The organism is Mucilaginibacter sp. BGA-UO-ETr-C110, from assembly GCF_059567985.1.
The window spans coordinates 228,317-245,176 of the sequence record NZ_JCAQPB010000001.1 but is presented as its reverse complement, the minus strand read 5'-3'; the positions used below and the strand labels follow the sequence as shown (position 1 = coordinate 245,176).

The 16,860-nt window shown below is 42.8% G+C and carries 15 protein-coding genes; 6 read left to right on the top strand and 9 right to left on the bottom strand.

The window, feature by feature from the left end; all coding sequences use genetic code 11:
* Positions 1–126: 126 nt before the first annotated feature.
* Positions 127–1,776: a tetratricopeptide repeat protein gene (locus tag AC57BQ_RS01150; RefSeq protein WP_496404524.1), complete on the bottom strand. Its 1,650-nt coding sequence runs from the start codon at positions 1,774–1,776 to the stop codon at positions 127–129.
* Positions 1,777–1,959: 183 nt separating this feature from the next.
* Positions 1,960–2,118, bottom strand: a complete 159-nt coding sequence (locus tag AC57BQ_RS01145) for a hypothetical protein (RefSeq protein WP_496404523.1) — start codon at positions 2,116–2,118, stop codon at positions 1,960–1,962.
* Positions 2,119–2,464: 346 nt separating this feature from the next.
* Here AC57BQ_RS01145 and AC57BQ_RS01140 point away from each other — a divergent pair, with 346 nt between their 5' ends.
* A complete protein-coding gene (locus AC57BQ_RS01140; protein WP_496404522.1) occupies positions 2,465–2,902 on the top strand; it encodes a TQO small subunit DoxD in 438 nt (145 codons plus the stop codon).
* Between the two features lie 65 nt (positions 2,903–2,967).
* On the opposite strand, the gene AC57BQ_RS01135 is transcribed toward AC57BQ_RS01140, so the two are convergent.
* A complete protein-coding gene (locus AC57BQ_RS01135; protein WP_496404521.1) occupies positions 2,968–3,549 on the bottom strand; it encodes a TetR/AcrR family transcriptional regulator in 582 nt (193 codons plus the stop codon).
* 127 nt (positions 3,550–3,676) lie between these two features.
* Positions 3,677–4,432 (bottom strand): SDR family oxidoreductase, encoded by a 756-nt coding sequence (locus tag AC57BQ_RS01130; RefSeq protein ID WP_496404520.1) that lies wholly within the window; start codon positions 4,430–4,432, stop codon positions 3,677–3,679.
* 486 nt (positions 4,433–4,918) lie between these two features.
* Between AC57BQ_RS01130 and AC57BQ_RS01125 the strand changes: the two genes are divergently transcribed.
* A complete protein-coding gene (locus tag AC57BQ_RS01125) occupies positions 4,919–6,688 on the top strand; it encodes a peptidase associated/transthyretin-like domain-containing protein (RefSeq protein WP_496404519.1) in 1,770 nt (589 codons plus the stop codon).
* Positions 6,689–7,472: 784 nt separating this feature from the next.
* Here the strand turns inward: AC57BQ_RS01125 and AC57BQ_RS01120 are convergent.
* The 4 genes from AC57BQ_RS01120 to AC57BQ_RS01105 form a co-directional block, all read right to left on the bottom strand.
* On the bottom strand, positions 7,473–8,459 hold the full coding sequence (locus AC57BQ_RS01120; RefSeq protein ID WP_496404518.1) for a FecR family protein: 987 nt from the start codon (positions 8,457–8,459) through the stop codon (positions 7,473–7,475).
* Positions 8,456–9,031 (bottom strand): RNA polymerase sigma-70 factor, encoded by a 576-nt coding sequence (locus AC57BQ_RS01115; RefSeq protein ID WP_496404517.1) that lies wholly within the window; start codon positions 9,029–9,031, stop codon positions 8,456–8,458. Before AC57BQ_RS01115 ends, AC57BQ_RS01120 begins: the two co-directional genes overlap by 4 nt.
* Positions 9,032–9,140: 109 nt before the next feature.
* Positions 9,141–9,716: a porin family protein gene (locus tag AC57BQ_RS01110; RefSeq protein WP_496404516.1), complete on the bottom strand. Its 576-nt coding sequence runs from the start codon at positions 9,714–9,716 to the stop codon at positions 9,141–9,143.
* Between the two features lie 216 nt (positions 9,717–9,932).
* Positions 9,933–10,997: an LA_2272 family surface repeat-containing protein gene (locus tag AC57BQ_RS01105; RefSeq protein WP_496404515.1), complete on the bottom strand. Its 1,065-nt coding sequence runs from the start codon at positions 10,995–10,997 to the stop codon at positions 9,933–9,935.
* 362 nt (positions 10,998–11,359) lie between these two features.
* Between AC57BQ_RS01105 and AC57BQ_RS01100 the strand changes: the two genes are divergently transcribed.
* The 3 genes from AC57BQ_RS01100 to AC57BQ_RS01090 all read left to right on the top strand — a co-directional run bounded on the left by AC57BQ_RS01100 (position 11,360) and on the right by AC57BQ_RS01090 (position 13,147).
* Positions 11,360–11,863, top strand: a complete 504-nt coding sequence (locus AC57BQ_RS01100; protein ID WP_496404514.1) for an RNA polymerase sigma factor — start codon at positions 11,360–11,362, stop codon at positions 11,861–11,863.
* Between the two features lie 4 nt (positions 11,864–11,867).
* A complete protein-coding gene (locus AC57BQ_RS01095) occupies positions 11,868–12,512 on the top strand; it encodes a hypothetical protein (protein WP_496404513.1) in 645 nt (214 codons plus the stop codon).
* 278 nt (positions 12,513–12,790) lie between these two features.
* Positions 12,791–13,147: a DUF488 domain-containing protein gene (locus AC57BQ_RS01090; protein ID WP_496404512.1), complete on the top strand. Its 357-nt coding sequence runs from the start codon at positions 12,791–12,793 to the stop codon at positions 13,145–13,147.
* A 198-nt stretch (positions 13,148–13,345) separates the two neighbouring features.
* Here AC57BQ_RS01090 and AC57BQ_RS01085 read toward each other — a convergent pair whose 3' ends face one another.
* Positions 13,346–15,229, bottom strand: coding sequence for a chloride channel protein (locus tag AC57BQ_RS01085; protein WP_496404511.1), 1,884 nt, complete (start codon positions 15,227–15,229; stop codon positions 13,346–13,348).
* A 521-nt stretch (positions 15,230–15,750) separates the two neighbouring features.
* Here AC57BQ_RS01085 and AC57BQ_RS01080 point away from each other — a divergent pair.
* Positions 15,751–16,446 (top strand): Crp/Fnr family transcriptional regulator, encoded by a 696-nt coding sequence (locus tag AC57BQ_RS01080; RefSeq protein ID WP_496404510.1) that lies wholly within the window; start codon positions 15,751–15,753, stop codon positions 16,444–16,446.
* Positions 16,447–16,860: the final 414 nt, after the last annotated feature.

Below are 16,860 nucleotides of genomic sequence, written 5' to 3'. Positions count from 1 at the left end.
TACATTAAGCCAATGTTAAGCATCCTAAAGTCTTAAGTTCCGAGTCTGGAGTCTTAAGTCAGGAATAATGAATCTAAAGTCGTAAGCCGAACATCTTTTGACTTAAGCCTCAAGACTTCAGACTTATTAAAGCGCTTGTATAAAGGTGGAAAGGTTATCACCCTGCTCCAGGTTGAGTTTTTTACGCAGACGATAACGGGCAACACGCAGGCTATCATTGGAGATACCTAATAAGCCTGCAATATCTTTGGAATCCATATTTACCTTAAGCAATGCGATCAGCCTCATATCTGTTGATGTAAGATCATTGCTGTGCAGTTTCAGTTTATCAAAAAACCGCTGGTGTACCTGTTCAAAGGCAAGGGTAAATTCTTTCCATTGCTGCTCGTGGTTAAAACTCTGGTTTATTTGCTGGATGATCTGCTGCATTTGTTTCTTCTGATCGCGCTTATCTTCCTTCACCATGTCCTGCAATGTATTCCGCATATTTTCCAGCAACTGGTTATTTTTGATCAGGTTTAAAGTATGGGTTGAAAGCTCCTGGCTTTTAAGCTCCAGTTGCTGTTTCAAGCTTTCTTCTTCCAGTTGTTTGTTTTTCAATTCAAGCTGCATCAATTCATGCTGGGCCTCAAATATCGATTTGTTCTGTTCGGCCAAAGCACGCTGATCCCTGATCTTTAACCGCTGACGACTAAACGTTACCAATCCCAGAACAATCAGCAACAGTACAATGGTAATTATTGCTATGGTAACTATCTGGTTGATTTTACGGATATTATTGAGCCTTGTAATTTCATCGCTCTTTTTATCCATATCATACAACACTTGTAAAAAGGAAGTTTGCTTGAGGCTCTCCCTGGAATATACTTCAAGCGAATATTTACGGCTCAGTTCCAGGTAATGATAGGCACTATCCATTTGGTGAAGCAATTGATAACCCTTACCCAGATCGCGGCAAGCCGCAGCAAGCTGATACAGGTTATCGTTTTTTACCGACAAGGCATAAGCCAGGCGCGATTGTTCAATTCCCTGCGCATACTTGCCCGTTTTACGCAAAATATCACCAATGTTATTAATCACTTCAATACTGGCCACTTCATCATGATGTTGTTGGTATATCTTCAGCGATTCCTTAAAACAGGAGTAAGATGAATCGTAATTGGCCAGGTCTTCGTGGATGCTGCCCAGGTTTTCATATATTTTTGCCTGTCCATAGTTATCTCCTATCTGGTTATAGGTACGCAAGGCTAAATGCTGGTAATAAAAAGAGCTGTCGTACCGATGATGTTTCTCATACAGATGCCCTATAGCGCCAAATATTTCGGCCTGCCCCTTTTTATTCCCGGTAGACCGGTAAAGAGCCAGGGCCTTATTATACAGCTGAAATGCCTTATCCGATTGCTTGTTATAATAATACAGGATGCCCATTTTACCCATATTCCCGGCCAATAGATCCTTGTTGCTTTCCTGCGCGAATACCTTATCGGCATGTAAATAAAAATCCAGGGCCTGTGCATAATGTCCCTGGTTAAAACAAATTTGCCCCATTTGCTGCAAAATCCTGCCAGCTGCCAGGTTATCATTATCCTGAACGGCTTTAGCATGGGCCTTTTTTAGCTCAATAAGCGCCGAATCGGGATGCGGTTGCCCCAATGATTGTAATTGCTGAAACTGTGCGTTTTTTTCGGATTGGGCACCGGCGGTTATGTTTAAACATAAAAAAGCCCAAAGCAGTACCCATATGAGTTGCGAGGGCCGGGCATAAATGCTAACCATACATTAAAATTGAATGGGTGATCATAGTATTAAACAGGGCATTAACTCGCTATCAAGCATAGCAAACAAAGAAAACATTTTAATGTAACCTTAATGTTAACAAATAGGCAGATTACATTAAGGAAACATTGAAATAACAATTCAATATGGCGGGGAAACCGGTTCTGGAAGATCTTATAGCGTTCAGGCGTCTGATTTATTCTCGTTATGTTTTTCGGGCCTGATCTCGGAACGATTCATTTCCTTCTCTATCTTTTTCTTATCCTTTTGATTTTTCCAGGCCAGTAAACCAATAATTCCCAGCGCCAATAAAATGATCAATGCGATTACAGGGTAATTCATAGCTGGTTAAATAAAATGGGATCAGACGTAGAGGAAGGATTCGAACCTTCAGCATGCTGCCATCCAGCGCTCTACTATTACTATAAATAAAATTACAGTTTCTTTTTAATTCAGCGGCAAAGCTAAGCAGGTAATACTATCAGGGGGTTAATCATATATTAATTAATTGTTTAAGATGAAAAATTAACAATTGATCGTACAACTGCTTTAATCGGGAAATACGATGATGTCACTTTAATACAATAGCTGTTGCCACAAGTATGTCAATTTTAAAGGTCTAATTACGTAAAGCCTTTGGGTATATAAATGTTATCTAACTTTACCAGTACCTTAACATACTATCATCATGAATAACACAGCTAAAATACCGCAGTTATTTTTACGTCAGGCCCTTGGTATTGGTTTTATCCTCCCTGTATTAGACAGACTGGGCGTATTGGGCGAAGCCGGTGTACACGGTAATGCCTGGGGCAACTGGGCCAATTTTGTAGCTTATACCAATACTCTGCTCCCGTTTTTGGACAAATCAGCTGCGGGTATCATGGCCTTACTGGCTACCATTGCCGAAGCTTTATTTGGCGTTTTATTGATCATCGGGTACAAAACAAAACTAACCGCGCTGGGTAGCTTCGCGCTTACCTTGGTCTTTGCCTTATGTATGGCCGTTTTTGTTGGTCCAAGGATACCTTTTAATTATTCGGTATTTGCCGATAGTGCCGCGGCACTTTTACTGGCCACCGTCCCGGTTTATTATTGGAGCGTGGATCGTTATTTAAAAAAATGATTTAGTTACATAGTAAAAGCCGGACCATTTAAAATGGCCCGGCTTTTTTTATTTGCTCTTGTCTATTATTTTAAAGATGAAATAGCCACATCAGCAATATCGCGGAGTGTCTGCTCATCGGCACCTGTCCTCGCGGCTACCTTTATCCCGGTGATATTGGCAAAAATAAACCGGGCCAATGTACGGGCTGTTTTTTGAGTCGAAAACTGGCCTTGTTGCTGTCCGCTCTCTATCAGTTTGGTTAAGGCATCTTCCACGCTCAGGTTATTGTTATTTACCATATCGCCTATTTCTTTATCCTGCCCAGCCAGTTCAACAGCAGTATTTACCATGAAACAGCCTTTTAAAAGCCGGTCTTCCGCACTCTCTTTGATCAAACCGTCAAAAATTTGTTTAACGGTAGCTTCGGGGTTTGTGGCTTTAGCGAGCATACTCAACATGGCCCCGGTTTGCTGGGTTTGATATAGCGACAAGGATTTTTTAAACAGCGTTCTTTTATCAGTATAGGTATTGTACAAGCTCGACCGATTGATGTTCAAACAATCGACCAAATCCTGTGCCGAGGTGCCATTATACCCCTTTCTCCAAAAAAGCTCTGCCGCTTTCCCAAGCAGTTCATCCTCATCAAAATCTTTCTTACGTGCCATGATCAACAATTTTAATGTCCATTGCCAGATGCTATTTACCCCTTTGGATAAACAACCTCTGGCAATAAGGCAAAGTTAATAAATTTAACTTATTTGAAACAATCGTTTCAATTGCGTGCAAATTTTTTTAGTACATAATCGCGTTCACTGTTAAGCCGCCATCAACAGTAATTTCGGTACCTGTAATAAATGAAGCATCGTCTGAAGCCAGGAACCGTACCACATTGGCAATTTCTTCTGGTTGTGCAAAGCGGTTAAATAATATTTTTTGACTTAAAGCCGCGCCGAACCCATCAACCTGCTCCTGCTCTAAACCTAATTTATCATACAACGGGGTTGCAACCGGGCCGGGAGAAATAGCGTTTACCCTGATTTTACGTGATGCCAATTCGCGGGCCAATACTTTGTTAAATGACAATACAGCGGCTTTGCTGGCTGCATAAACACTACTATCGGCCACACCTAAAACGGCATTTACAGAAGTATTGAATATAACGGAAGCACCATCATTGAGTAAAGGGATAAATTTTTGAACAGTAAAATAAACGCCTTTTACATTCAGGTTCATGATGCTGTCATAATGTTCTTCGGTAGCGGTTTCAACCGGACTAAAAGCGGCTATACCTGCGTTCAGGAACAGGATGTCAACTTTACCAAACTGGTCTTTAACGGCCTGTGCTAAATTATCTATCTGGTCAATTTTGCTTTGGTCAGATACGATGCCTGTGGCGCCCAATTCTTCGGCTGCTTTTTCAACAGATGTCCGGTTACGACCGGTAATAACTACAGTTGCACCTTGTGCTATCAGTTCTTTTGCGGCTGCATATCCAATACCGCTGTTACCACCTGTAACTACGGCAACTTTGTTTGTTAAATTATTCATTTTTTTAATGTTTAAGATTCTTGTTTTGAAATGTTGAATCAAAGATAAGTATTTTGAAACGATCATTTCAAAATAAAAATCAATATTTTATTATTACTTACAATGGACTGACATTTAGGGAATAAAATGGTTAATTTTGCCGTAATCAAATACCTTGAAAAAAAATTCTGTCACTATTTAGCAGAATTGGGATCTAACCTAAGAAGCTTTTTAAATTTGATTTAAAAAAAATTATGTAGAGACGCATAATTGCGTCTCCCTCAGGACAAGCCGCTTTGCAAAACATTTAACCGCCTTTGTAAGCGGGAGACGCAATTATGCGTCTCTACATTTAAGAAGAATTAAATTTTAAATAGCTTCTAAAATAATTTAAAAACAGGGTAAGGGTAAAAGCCCTTGAGCGTGTTATCATATGCGCCATGCTTTATGTAGCCTAAACCGGCTCATAAAACGGACGCGTTATACACACAAAGCATCTATAAATTAATGACCATCAACCAAAAACTAATCACCCGCGGCTTCGCGCTTCTTATACCCGCGCTTTTTTGCACCAAACTTTATGCTCAGAATAACCTGATGAAAGAGATCTCCATCGGCGAGATCAAACAGCAGCGCATGGGCAGCGTGCTGGATAAGATTGCCAGTAAAGGCAACTTTTATTTTGCCTACAACAACAAAACCATCCCGGCCGATAGCATGGTATCTGTGGCGGGTTATCGCGGAACACTTTTTAGCCTGCTGGATAAATTATTGGGTGATAGCTATGAATTTAAAGAGGTACCCGGATATATTGTATTACGACATGCACCGGGCAGATTGTATATCACTGCCGAGGTAGATAAGGAATTCGCGATAGTTAAAGGTTATGTAAATGATGTTTCGGGGCAGAAAGCTATAGCACGGGCCAGCGTTTATGAAAAAAATCAGCTGGTATCAACTTTAACTAATGACAAGGGTTACTTTGAGCTCAAGCTTAAAAACGCGAACGGCGCCCTTTCCTTAAGTGTAAGCAAGGAGGAATACCGCGATACCGCCCTTTATATATTGCCGGTAGTAAACGTAGACTCCAAACATAATAACAAGAATTATAAATATTACCCCGACGAAGGTTCGGGAAATGGTGTGGAGCATAGCCGTTTTGCCCGTTTCTTTATCAGCTCAAAACAACTGGTGCAAGGTATGAACCTGGGCAACTTTTTTGCCACAAGCCCCTACCAGGTTTCGCTGGTGCCAGGCCTGAGTACGCATGGTATGTATAACAGCCAGATCATCGACAAAGTTTCCTATAATCTTCTGGGTGGCTATACTGCCGGTATTAATGGCGTTGAAGCAGCCGGGATATTTAATATCAATCGCAAAGATGTGAACGGTTTTCAGCTGGCTGGAATATTTAACGTGGTTGGCGGCAGCCTGAGCGGTTTTGAGATAGCCGGCATCTACAACAATGTGCTCAACAACTCAAGCGGTATGCAGGTGGCTGGTATTGGCAACAGAACTAATAAATTTAAAGGCGCGCAGGTGGCTGGTATAGCCAACCTGGATCAGGAGGCAAAGGGCTTTCAAATGGCAGGGCTGTTTAATAACGTAAAGAATTTTACCGGTGGTGTACAGGTGGCAGGGCTTTTTAATACCGGGCAGCAAGCAAGTGGTGTGCAGTTTGCCGGGCTTTTCAATTGGTCGACCGGGCAAACGGGCTCACAAATGGCGGGTCTTTTCAACGTAGCCAAAAAGGTGAAAGGTTTTCAGTTTGGGTTTTTATTTAACGTAGCCGATAGCAGCGACTACCCCATCGGCATCCTAAACTTTATTAAAAACGGCGAAAAAAGCCTGGCCATCAGTACCGATGAAAATCTGTTCACCCATCTTGATTTCCGCTCGGGTGGCAGGGTGATGTATGGCTTGATTGGTGCGGGTTATAAATTTGGCGATGCGTCATCCAAATATGCATTTGACCTGGGTTTTGGCGCGCATATCATCAACCATTCCAAATTCTCCTTAAACGGCGAATATACAGTAGAGCTTATTACCGATACCAAAAAGAAATTTTATCAAACCCAATCCTTTAAGTTGCTACCAGGCTACAAGCTTACTAAACTGTTACGCCTATTTGCTGGCCCAACCTTTGATATCACCGGCTCCGATCCGAATGACGATGCCCAAGTACATGGCTGGGAGCTGAGCAAACATATCGGTAGTGATAATAATATCACCACCCTAAGTATCGGCGTAACCGGCGGGCTGCAATTTGTTTGGTAGTAAAAAAGAGACGCATTTGATGCGTCTCTACGGTTAAAAGAATAGGGGTAAAAAAGAGGCGGCATTGTCAATTAAATTGACCGTTTTTTGGCTAAAGCCAGTAGCTTATCATACTGAAATCCGTTGGTTAAAACCAACGGATTTCAAAGGTAAATCAGTTCGTCTTCTATTCATTGCCGTCCCATAAATGGGACGGATAATGGAATCATTTGCTGGCTTTAGCCGAACCAACAATCTTCCGAAAAATTCGCCAATCCAGGCGTCTACGCCTGGATATTATTTTAGGTAAGCGTCCACGCTTACTTTTTAATAACTGTAAGCGTAGACGCTTACTTAAGTATGGGTTCAAGCGTGGACGCTTGAACCGGCGGAGTGGTTTCTACGCGCGATGATTATCCTGTTCCATAAACCCCTTCCCCCCCTTCCCGAGGAAAGGAATCGCACAGGGCTTTGGCTTTTTTTTCGGCTGTCATGCTGAGCCCGTCGAAGCATGGTGGGTAGACCTCTGCGCTCTACCCTTCGACGAGGCTCAGGGTGACACCTTTTTTTATATTTTCAGTCTATTCAGGCATGACCACTTGAACCAACGAAGTATAAAGTTGGGTTTACACTGTAAACCCATTAAATGATTAAAAAAATACATAACTATTTGTTTTACAATTAGTTAAAATAATGTAAACCATAAAAAGTGTAAACCATGTAAACCCACTTTTTATAACACTGCGTATCCGGACAGATCAAAGAAAAAAGAGGCCGGTCATGATTGATGATACAGCCTCTTTTATTATCTGATAATGACATTATTTCCTACTTCTATGATATTCATAGCAGGGGTTGTGCCTTTTATGGCATTCAATGCATTGCTTAGGGGCTCGGACCATTTAATGGTGATGGTGATAGGGATATTGCGCAAGGCAGCCTTCTCAATTCTGATATTTACGCCGTAAGCTTCGTTCAATACATTGGCCAGGCGCCACAGCGGTATATTATTGGCGTTGAATACCGGGTTCTTGTAATAGCCATACAGATCGTCGGTGCTTTTTTGAACCTTCAGTTGTTTATCTTCGGGATTGATGCTCACCATTTGATTACGGGTTAACCTTATCGCGTTGTTGCTCCGGGTCACTTGTACAATCCCGCTCTCTACTATGATCTGGGTGTTGCGCTGCTTGCTTTTTACGTTAAAGGCCGTACCTATATCTTTTATGGTAACATCATTCACGTGCACGGTAAAGGGGGCTGCCTCATTGTGCTTCACATCAAAAAATGCCTCGCCGGTAAGGGTGATCTCACGTTTTGATTTAAAAGCACCAACATAGCTGATACCCGAGTTTTTGTTCAAATGCACCACCGAGCCATCGGGCAAGGTATCAACCCTCACCTGGTTATTGGCCTGAATGTTCACCACCTGGGTAGCGGCGTTTTGCTGGTACAGGTAATAACCTATCCATCCGCCGCCTATTACCAATATCGCGGCCGCGGCTATGCGCAGCCAGTTAGTGTCAGTACTCCTGTTTATCGAAACTACTTTGGCGGGCTCCCGTTGGGCTGTCGCTCTTATTTCCTTAAATTTCTCCCAGGCATCGGCCTCACTCAGCGGACTAACCTCTGCCAGTCGTTTACCGGTTTCCAGGATAATTTTTACCTCCTCAAACTTTTTGGCATTGGCATGATTGGCACTCTTCCAGGTTTCAATCTCCTCCCCTTCATGGGTGCTTGCCTCTCCCAAAATATATTTGATCAGTATATCTTCGCTCATATCCTGTTTCATGATCTAAACATATTAAATAGCATAAATGCAATAAGTGGTAAAAATTCCTTCATTTCTTTTCTTAATATCCGCAGCGCCTTGCCCATGTGGGTTTCTACAGTTTTGATGGATATATCCAGCTGATTAGCTATCTCCTGGTATTTTAATTCCTGGAAACGGCTGAGCTGAAATATAGCCCGGCATTTTTCGGGTAATTTACCCAGGGCATTGTTTAAATGGTGCTCCAGTTCGCTCATTTTTAGTTTGCCTGCCGCATCATCTGTATCGTTCTTCATGGCATACGCTGTTGAGGTTTGATATTTTAATTGAACTTTTTGTCGCCTGATGTAGTTCAGACTTTCGTGATATACCGATTTGTACAGGTACGATTTAATGGATGTTTGTATATGCGACCATTCGTTTTTTTCCCAGAGTTTAAGGAACAGCGATTGCACAATCTCTTCCGCCACATCCCAGTCCTTCAATAACGAGAAAGAATATGCATGGAGTTCCCTAAAATGTTTTTTGAACAGCTGCTCAAAAACGGCCTCATTTTCGTTGACCAGATCGGCTGTCATCTCCTTATTATCCATTATGGTATTTATCAAGAACCAAGAGTCAAGAATCAAGAACCAAGATAAACAATAATAGCAGGTTGCTTTTGGCTTATCTTGATTCTTATCTCTTGACTCTTATTTTAAACTATTGAAATTTAAAACCAACTCCCAGGCTAAAGATATTGGCCTTTTGACCAAGTTCCTTATTCACCTTGCTTAAACCCAGGCTGTAGCGGGCATCAAAAGTGAGGCTTCCAATATCAACACCTGCATCTATCACACCCCCGGCGCTAAATTTTTTGTATTTAAACCCTTCCGGAGCAATTGGTGTTTTAAGGTTATAATACAAATCCGGACCGGCAGATACCCTGAAATTCAGATCGGCAGTATTCACAAGCTTGTAGCCTACCATTAAAGGTACGTTCAATTGCCTGAACTTAGCTTCGTACGAATTGGAATTAAAACGGTATTTATCGCTGAAGGTTACATAGTTTAACTCAGGTTGAAAATATAAGGTCTTTCCGGCCCTGGCAAATATGCCCGCGTTAAAACCTATTTTGCCCGATTTATCGTTGATGGCGCTCAAACCTGTTTTTAAGGTAGAAAAGTTAACACCTGCCTTGATACCAAACTCAAGATCTGGTGATGACTGGGCTTTTGCAGAACCTACCCCTAAAGTAACCAGGATAGCTGCGGTTGTAAATAATTTAATTGCTTTCATTTTTTGGTTTTTGTTTGTGATCATCTTTATCTGTTTATTATTTGTTATTCGATAGTATGACACGCCCGGTAAACTTTACCCTGACTGTGTTTTGAAAAAAATTTGTTTTATACTAAAAACAGGGTGTCATGCTGAGCTCTGTCGAAGCATGGTGGGCAGGCCTCTGCGCTCTACCCTTCAACGGAGCTCAGGGTGACACCCCTCTTTGTGTAACATCTACAATGCCACCTGTATACCCGCGGTATAGCCAACGTAAAATCCATACAGGTCGCGGCCGTCATGGCGTGTCCAGCTGTTGATGTATTTGGTGGTCATCTTGCGCCCCTCTTCGGTATTGGTGTTTACATAATTGATAGACGGACCGGCAAATATCTCCACCTTATTAGCTATCCGGAATGATGGCATCAGTCTGAAGGTCGACTTCCAGTATTCGTCGCCTTTAAAGCTTTCCAGTCCACCATTAACTAATTCTGTATTCAGGCGGAACGATTGGATGGTTAACACATGCGCGCCAAAACCGGCCTCGTACGCATACTTTTGCTTTTTATTCTTGAAATTGTAGCCAATACCCACAATACCATAAAACACTTTACCACCGGAGCGGAACGTTAGTAGCGTGGTTTGATTTTCGTCGATAGTAGCACCCAGGCTTTTTTCGCCATTCTTGGCAATGTTGATGATACCTATTTGCGTACCGGCGCTATCGGCAATATTGATAAAACCTATTTGCGTGCCTCTTGATTTTTTAGCCAGGTTCATAAAACCGGCAATCTGGGTGCCCTTATTGTCGCGGGCTATATTCATAAAACCGGCCAGCTGCAGGGTTGAAACATTGCCGCCCTTATTCAGGAAGCCAGCTATCTGGGCGCCGCTGCTCTTGCCTGCTATATTGGCAAAACCGGCAATCGCCACTCCATGCCCACCGCCGTATGTGTTTAGAAAACCGGCTACCATGGTACCATCGGCATTTTTGCCCACATGGTTCGAAAAACCGGCTATCTGGAAACCGCGCGCGTCATTGTGGATAATATTGGAGAACCCGGCAATAGTAACCCCGCGTTCGGCGGCTGATACCCCGGCAATCAGGTTTAGCGAAAAACTATTAGTATCTCGGGCTGCGTTTGTCCAGTTGCTGCTGAGCGGATAAACCAAACCCACGTTAGTGCGGGCGCGGTCGTGATCCTGGGCCTGGGCATTGGTGCCTACAAATACTATTAAAAAAAACGTCCATATCTTTAAAATAGTTAATAAGAGGCTGTCATTGTAAGAGTAAAAGTTCATGTCTATAATATTTATCGTGTATTTGGAGCTATGACACGCCTCTTGAACTTTACCCTGACTCTGTTTTTAAAAAAAATCGGGAACGAGAAACAAGAACCAAGAGTCAAGAATCAAGACCAGGAAAAAACTAATAGATTTATATAGGAAATAGAATCAAGAGATAAGAGTCAAGAATCAAGACAAGGAAATACAAAAGACATAATTTGCGAGAAAAATGCAATAACACGGGCAGGTTCTTCCCTCTTGATTCTTGACTCTTATCTCTTGATTCCTGACTCTTATTTCTTGATTCTAAAAAAAACTGTAACATTTCACCCCTTCGTGCGAATAATTGGTAAAACACAATCACCATAGGTACTTCAATGAGTAATCAACAAGAGGAAATATTTTTAACCGTAATTGAACAGAACAAGGGGATCATTTACAAGATCGCCAATTCGTTCAAGAAGGATGAGAATGATAAAAAGGACCTAGTGCAGGAAATCATTTTCCAGCTTTGGCGGGCCTTTCCCAGTTTTGATGACCGCAGCAAACTATCTACCTGGATGTATCGTGTGGCACTAAACGTAGCCATCAGCTCCTACCGGAAAGAAAAAAAGAAGAACGATGTGATCGTCCTGCTGTCTGAAAGCATGATGGATTTCAGCGAGGAAGCAGAAGCATCGCCAGAAACACAAATTAACCTCCTGCAACAATTTATTAACGAACTGAAAGAACTGGACAGGGCCCTGATGCTGCTTTATCTGGAAGAAAAAAGCGGCAAGGAAATAGCCGAAATACTGGGTTTATCTGAAGCCAACGTGCGGACCAAGACTAACCGCATTAAAGAACAATTAAAACAAAAATTTTCAAAAATTAACGCTTAATACCATGGAAGAGTCGATGATAAAACAAATGTGGCGCGATTACGATCTGAAACTGGAAAGATCCCTGCAGCTCAATTATAAGATCATCAGGGAAATGCAAACCAAAAAAATCGAGGACCATATCAACTCGTTTCGCCGTAACCAGGTTTTCGGCGTGGTGGTAGGCATATTATTTACCGTTTTTCTGGGCTTTCTGGTGATCAACAGTTTAAACAATATCTATTTCGCTATCTCCATCGGTCTTATCGCCCTGTTCAATATTTTTGCTGTGGCCGCCTATATCAGGCATCTGGCTATGTTAGAGCGTGTGAGCATTACTGATACCATCACCCGTACACAGGAAAAACTGGCCGCTATACAAAGCTCATTGAACATGGTAGGCCGGATAATGATATTGCAAACCCCTTTTTGGTGCACGTTTTGGTACAGCCAGCAACTGGTTGACCACGGCGGAACAACATTCTGGGCTATCAACCTCACTGTAGTTACTTTATTTACTATACTGTCTGTTTACCTATTCAATACATTAACCTATAAAAACATCCATCGTAAATGGGTCAAAAGTTTTATTGAAAGTTTTGGCGGCAAAAAGATCATCAAAGCCATGGAGTTTTTGAAAGAAATAGAGGAATATAAAACGGAGGGTTGAGAGAGCCAGGAATCAAGAGTTAAGAATCAAGAACTTTGGTCTTAGTTTCTAAAATCATATTTTTCAGTTCCCTCCCCACGGGAGGGGTGTGGTAGGGTAGCGCGCAAATGCAGGGAGGGGTTTATACATCAGGCTTAAACTTGCCGGATGGTTAAACCCCTTCCTCCCCTTCCCGAGGGAAGGAATCGCATAAGGCCAGGCTTTTATTGAATGCACAATTAAAGTATTAACTTAATCACTAATTCACTAACTCAATAATTCGATAATTAAAAACCTCTATGGGCGAATTACGGACAAAACGAATATACAACCCTGCCGACAAAACAGATGGTCTGCGGATACTGGTCGACCGGCTATGGCCACGAGGCGTAACCAAAGAACGGGCGCAAATTGACCGCTGGATGAAGGATATAGCCCCATCAACCGAACTGCGCAAACAATTTCATGCCAATCCGCAAAACTGGGCAGAGTTTCAGCACAACTACATCGCCGAACTGCGGCAATCAAAAGAAGCGGTTAATGAACTGGTAGATCTCATAAAAAGTCATGAAACAGTTACCCTGCTCTTTTCTGTTCATGACGAACAGCAAAATCATGCGATGGTGTTACGGGAGTTTTTGTTGATGATTATATAATACGCACGTCATTGCGAGCGCGCGGAGTAGTGTCAAAAAAAACACGTCATTGCGAGGTACGAAGCAATCTCTATGCTATACAGGGTGTGCTTTTCTGGTTGTCTTGCCTACGTAGAGATTGCTTCGTACCTCGCAATGACGTGATGGTTAAAAGTTAAGACTTACGAAGTTTTCTAAAGTCTTCTCTCGCGATAGCTATCAGGATGGAGGGTTAGGTGAAGTTTTCCTTCCCCTTACCAGCATTTTCATCCGTTGCCGTTTAAGGGATATTTTCACATAGGGCTGCTGGGTTTTATCGGCTTCTATTTTAAAGGCCGAGATGATATCCCGGTAGGATAATATCCCCGTCACCTGCTGATCGCCGGGTGATAGTACGGGCAGCACCTCTACATCAGCTTTTGACATCATTTCCATCGCATACCGCAGTGTGTCGGTACTTTTAACAGAAGTCCAGGCCTCCTTTTTAAGCAGATCCCGTAATGGCGAAGTTGGGTCAAGATCACGGCTGTAAATGTCCGTTAGCTTTAAAGTACCGTTAAATTCGCCGTCGTTATTCACTACAATGAGGTAATTGTCCTGGATCTTATTGGTACTTGCCCAGGCACGTACATCGGCTATACTGTTGTTGAGGTTGATGACCGTTGCTTCATCACTGATCACCTGCGAAACCACCATTTTTTGCAGCAGGTCGGGTTCAAAAGAATCGGGCGTAAAAATACCGCGACGGGCAATCTTTTCGGTCATGATGGTATTCTCCATCAGGAAAAACGAAACCATATAAGCGGCGGTACAAGCCCCCAGCAAAGGCAGCAAGGCATGCGATTGCATAGTAGCCTCCAGCGCGAAGGTGATACTGGTTAAATAAGCCCTTGAAGCCCCCGCAAACATGGCCGACATGCCGATCAGCGCAGCCATAGGGATACTGATGCCCGAGTTAGGGAACATCAGTAAAATAAGTGTACCTATAAGCGCCCCGGCAGCGCCACCCATCGTAAGCAATGGTGCCAAAGTACCGCCCGATGTACCGCTACCCAACGCAATAGCCCAGGATAAAAATTTCAGAAACAACAAATTACAGATGATGATCAGCGGCCACTTGCCCGATAACAAACCCGTAATGTTATCATAACCCACCCCTAGCGTATGCGGCGCGAAGAAACCGATAACACCCACGGCCAGTCCGCCAATAGCCGGCCACCAGATCCAGTGAATGGGCAATTTTTCGAAATTATCTTCAATAACGTATACGATTTTGGTGATGCCCAATGATAAAAAGCCTATGACGATACCCATAAAACTATATATACCCAAGGCCAGGTTTGACGGCGTTGGCAGATCGGGCATGGGAAATACAGGACCTGCCTCAAACAGCAAGTGATGACCCGCCGCGCCGGTGATACAGGCTAAAGCTACAGGCAGGATAGCCTTTGGCGAAAACTCAAACAACAACAATTCAATAGCCAGGAACACTGCCGCTATAGGTGTACCAAATATAGCCGACATACCAGCCGTTGCCCCTGCCGCTAAAATAATTTTACGTTCATTGGCCGTTATCCGGAATAGTTGTCCCAGGGTCGAGCCTAAGGCGCCACCCGTCGCTATAATAGGTCCTTCGGCACCAAAGGGACCACCCGTACCTATGGCAATAGCCGATGATATGGGTTTTAAAAAGGTAATGGCCGGGTTGATATTGCTTTCGTTAACCAGGATCTGCTCCATCGCCTCCGGGATCCCATGCCCCCGGATAGCCTTCGAACCATAAAAAGCCATAATACCTACCAATACACCGCCAATAGCCGGAATAACAATAACCCATGCCCCCAAATGGTTACCCGCAGGCGAGTGAAAGCCCAGACTGAACGAACCATAAAAAGATATATTGGTAACCAGGTTAATGAGATAGATCAACACTTTAGCGATAAGACTGATAGCTATAGCCACCGCCACCGATAAACAGGAAATAAATACCAGTCGTTTTTTTTGAATAATGCCATTTCCGGAATTGGATGGATTCTCGATATAATTTAATGCCGGCGATATGGGTATCCCGGTTTTGTTTGCAGCTTTTTTTAATGGTTCCATTTTGATGATGCCGGCAATTGATTGTTAAGACCAGCTTTTCGGGGTACAAAATTAAGATTTTTATTTATAAATATTGTATAAACAATATTTATAAAACATTAATTTTACATTTTTATACGCTTTATATTATTTAAACAACAAAAAAGTTATTAACGCCAGGTGTAGAATAGACTCACCCGGTCTGCGCTTCGCTGGACCACCCTCTCTTCGCCTATGGCGGAAAGAGGGGAGAAAATCTCTCCGCGCGTCATTGCGAGGAGGAACGATGTGGCAATCCCCGATATTCAGGGCGTCTCTGTAAATCGGGGATTATTAATCTAGTTAATTGTCTTTTAAAGGTATCAATGAGCTCCCTCCGGTCGGTTGTCCACGCTACGCTCGCAATGACGTTGTTTTTTACCCTCTTTCCAGCAAAGCTGAAGAGAGGGTCGACAAGTGTAGCGATGTCGGGGTGAGTTGATACCGCGTTTAGTTTAAGTGAGGCTAACAATTAAATATTTATTATTGCATACGCAACATTTATGACAAAAGCCACCCATACCTGTGATCTGAATACCTGTTTTTTGTGTCGTAACAGCCTTAAAGACTGGCTGCCTGCCATTGGTGCCCATAAACAGAATATCACCCTGAAAAAGGGGCAACAACTATTTAAAGAGGGCGACGACGTAACCGGCATCTACTTTATGTATAAAGGCGTGGTAAAGGTTCACAAACAATGGGACCAGGAAAAGGACCTGATCCTGCGGTTTGCCAAACAGGGCGACATATTGGGGCATCTGGGTTTAGGCGATACTTCAACCTATCCTATTTCGGCAACAGCCGTTGAACCCGGGATTGTGTGTTATGTTAAAATGGATTTCTTTGAATCGTCATTAAATGTGAACAGTCAGCTTACGTACAAGCTCATGAAGTTTTTTGCCAACGAGTTGCAGGAGTCGGAAAAAAGGATGCGTAACCTGGCACACATGCCGGTCAAGGAGCGCATCGCGCAGGCTTTGTTGTCCCTCCGTAACCAGTTTGGTCTCAATGAGGATGGCTTTGTAGATATCGAACTCACCCGGCAGGATATTTCCTCCTATGCCAGCGTGGTGTACGAAACCTTTTTTAAAGTAACGCAGGAGTTTATACAGAACAAGCTCATCACCCTTGATGGTAAAAGCTTCAAACTCCTGAACGAAGAAGCCCTGAAAGAAATGACTTTGGGGAGGAAGAGGTAGCGGGTTCTGTCATCCTGAACTTGTTTCAGGATCTCTCAGGACAGGTTAACCGCCATGTTGTACACCTTGCTCATGGGATGCCGAAACAAGCTCGGCATGACTAAATATTCTCCTTAAAATTTCGTATATTTACATATACAGCAGCCCGGGTTTCCCACGAAAAGGAAACCCGGGCTGTTTTGTTAAGCCCCCAAACAGGTCAAAAACTGACCATTTTACATCTAGTTATTTGATAATCAATAATTTAATACTTTTTAAAGTTTCAAAAACTGCTCAAAACCGCGTTAAAATTTGTTAAAAAGTGTTAAAATGAGGGTTTTTCGAGTAGTTTTCGAGCGATTTTCATCCCATTTCGGCCAAAAAGTGTTAAAATTTAAGGTTTAAAAAGTTTTTTAATGGCCAAGTGGAGCCGGG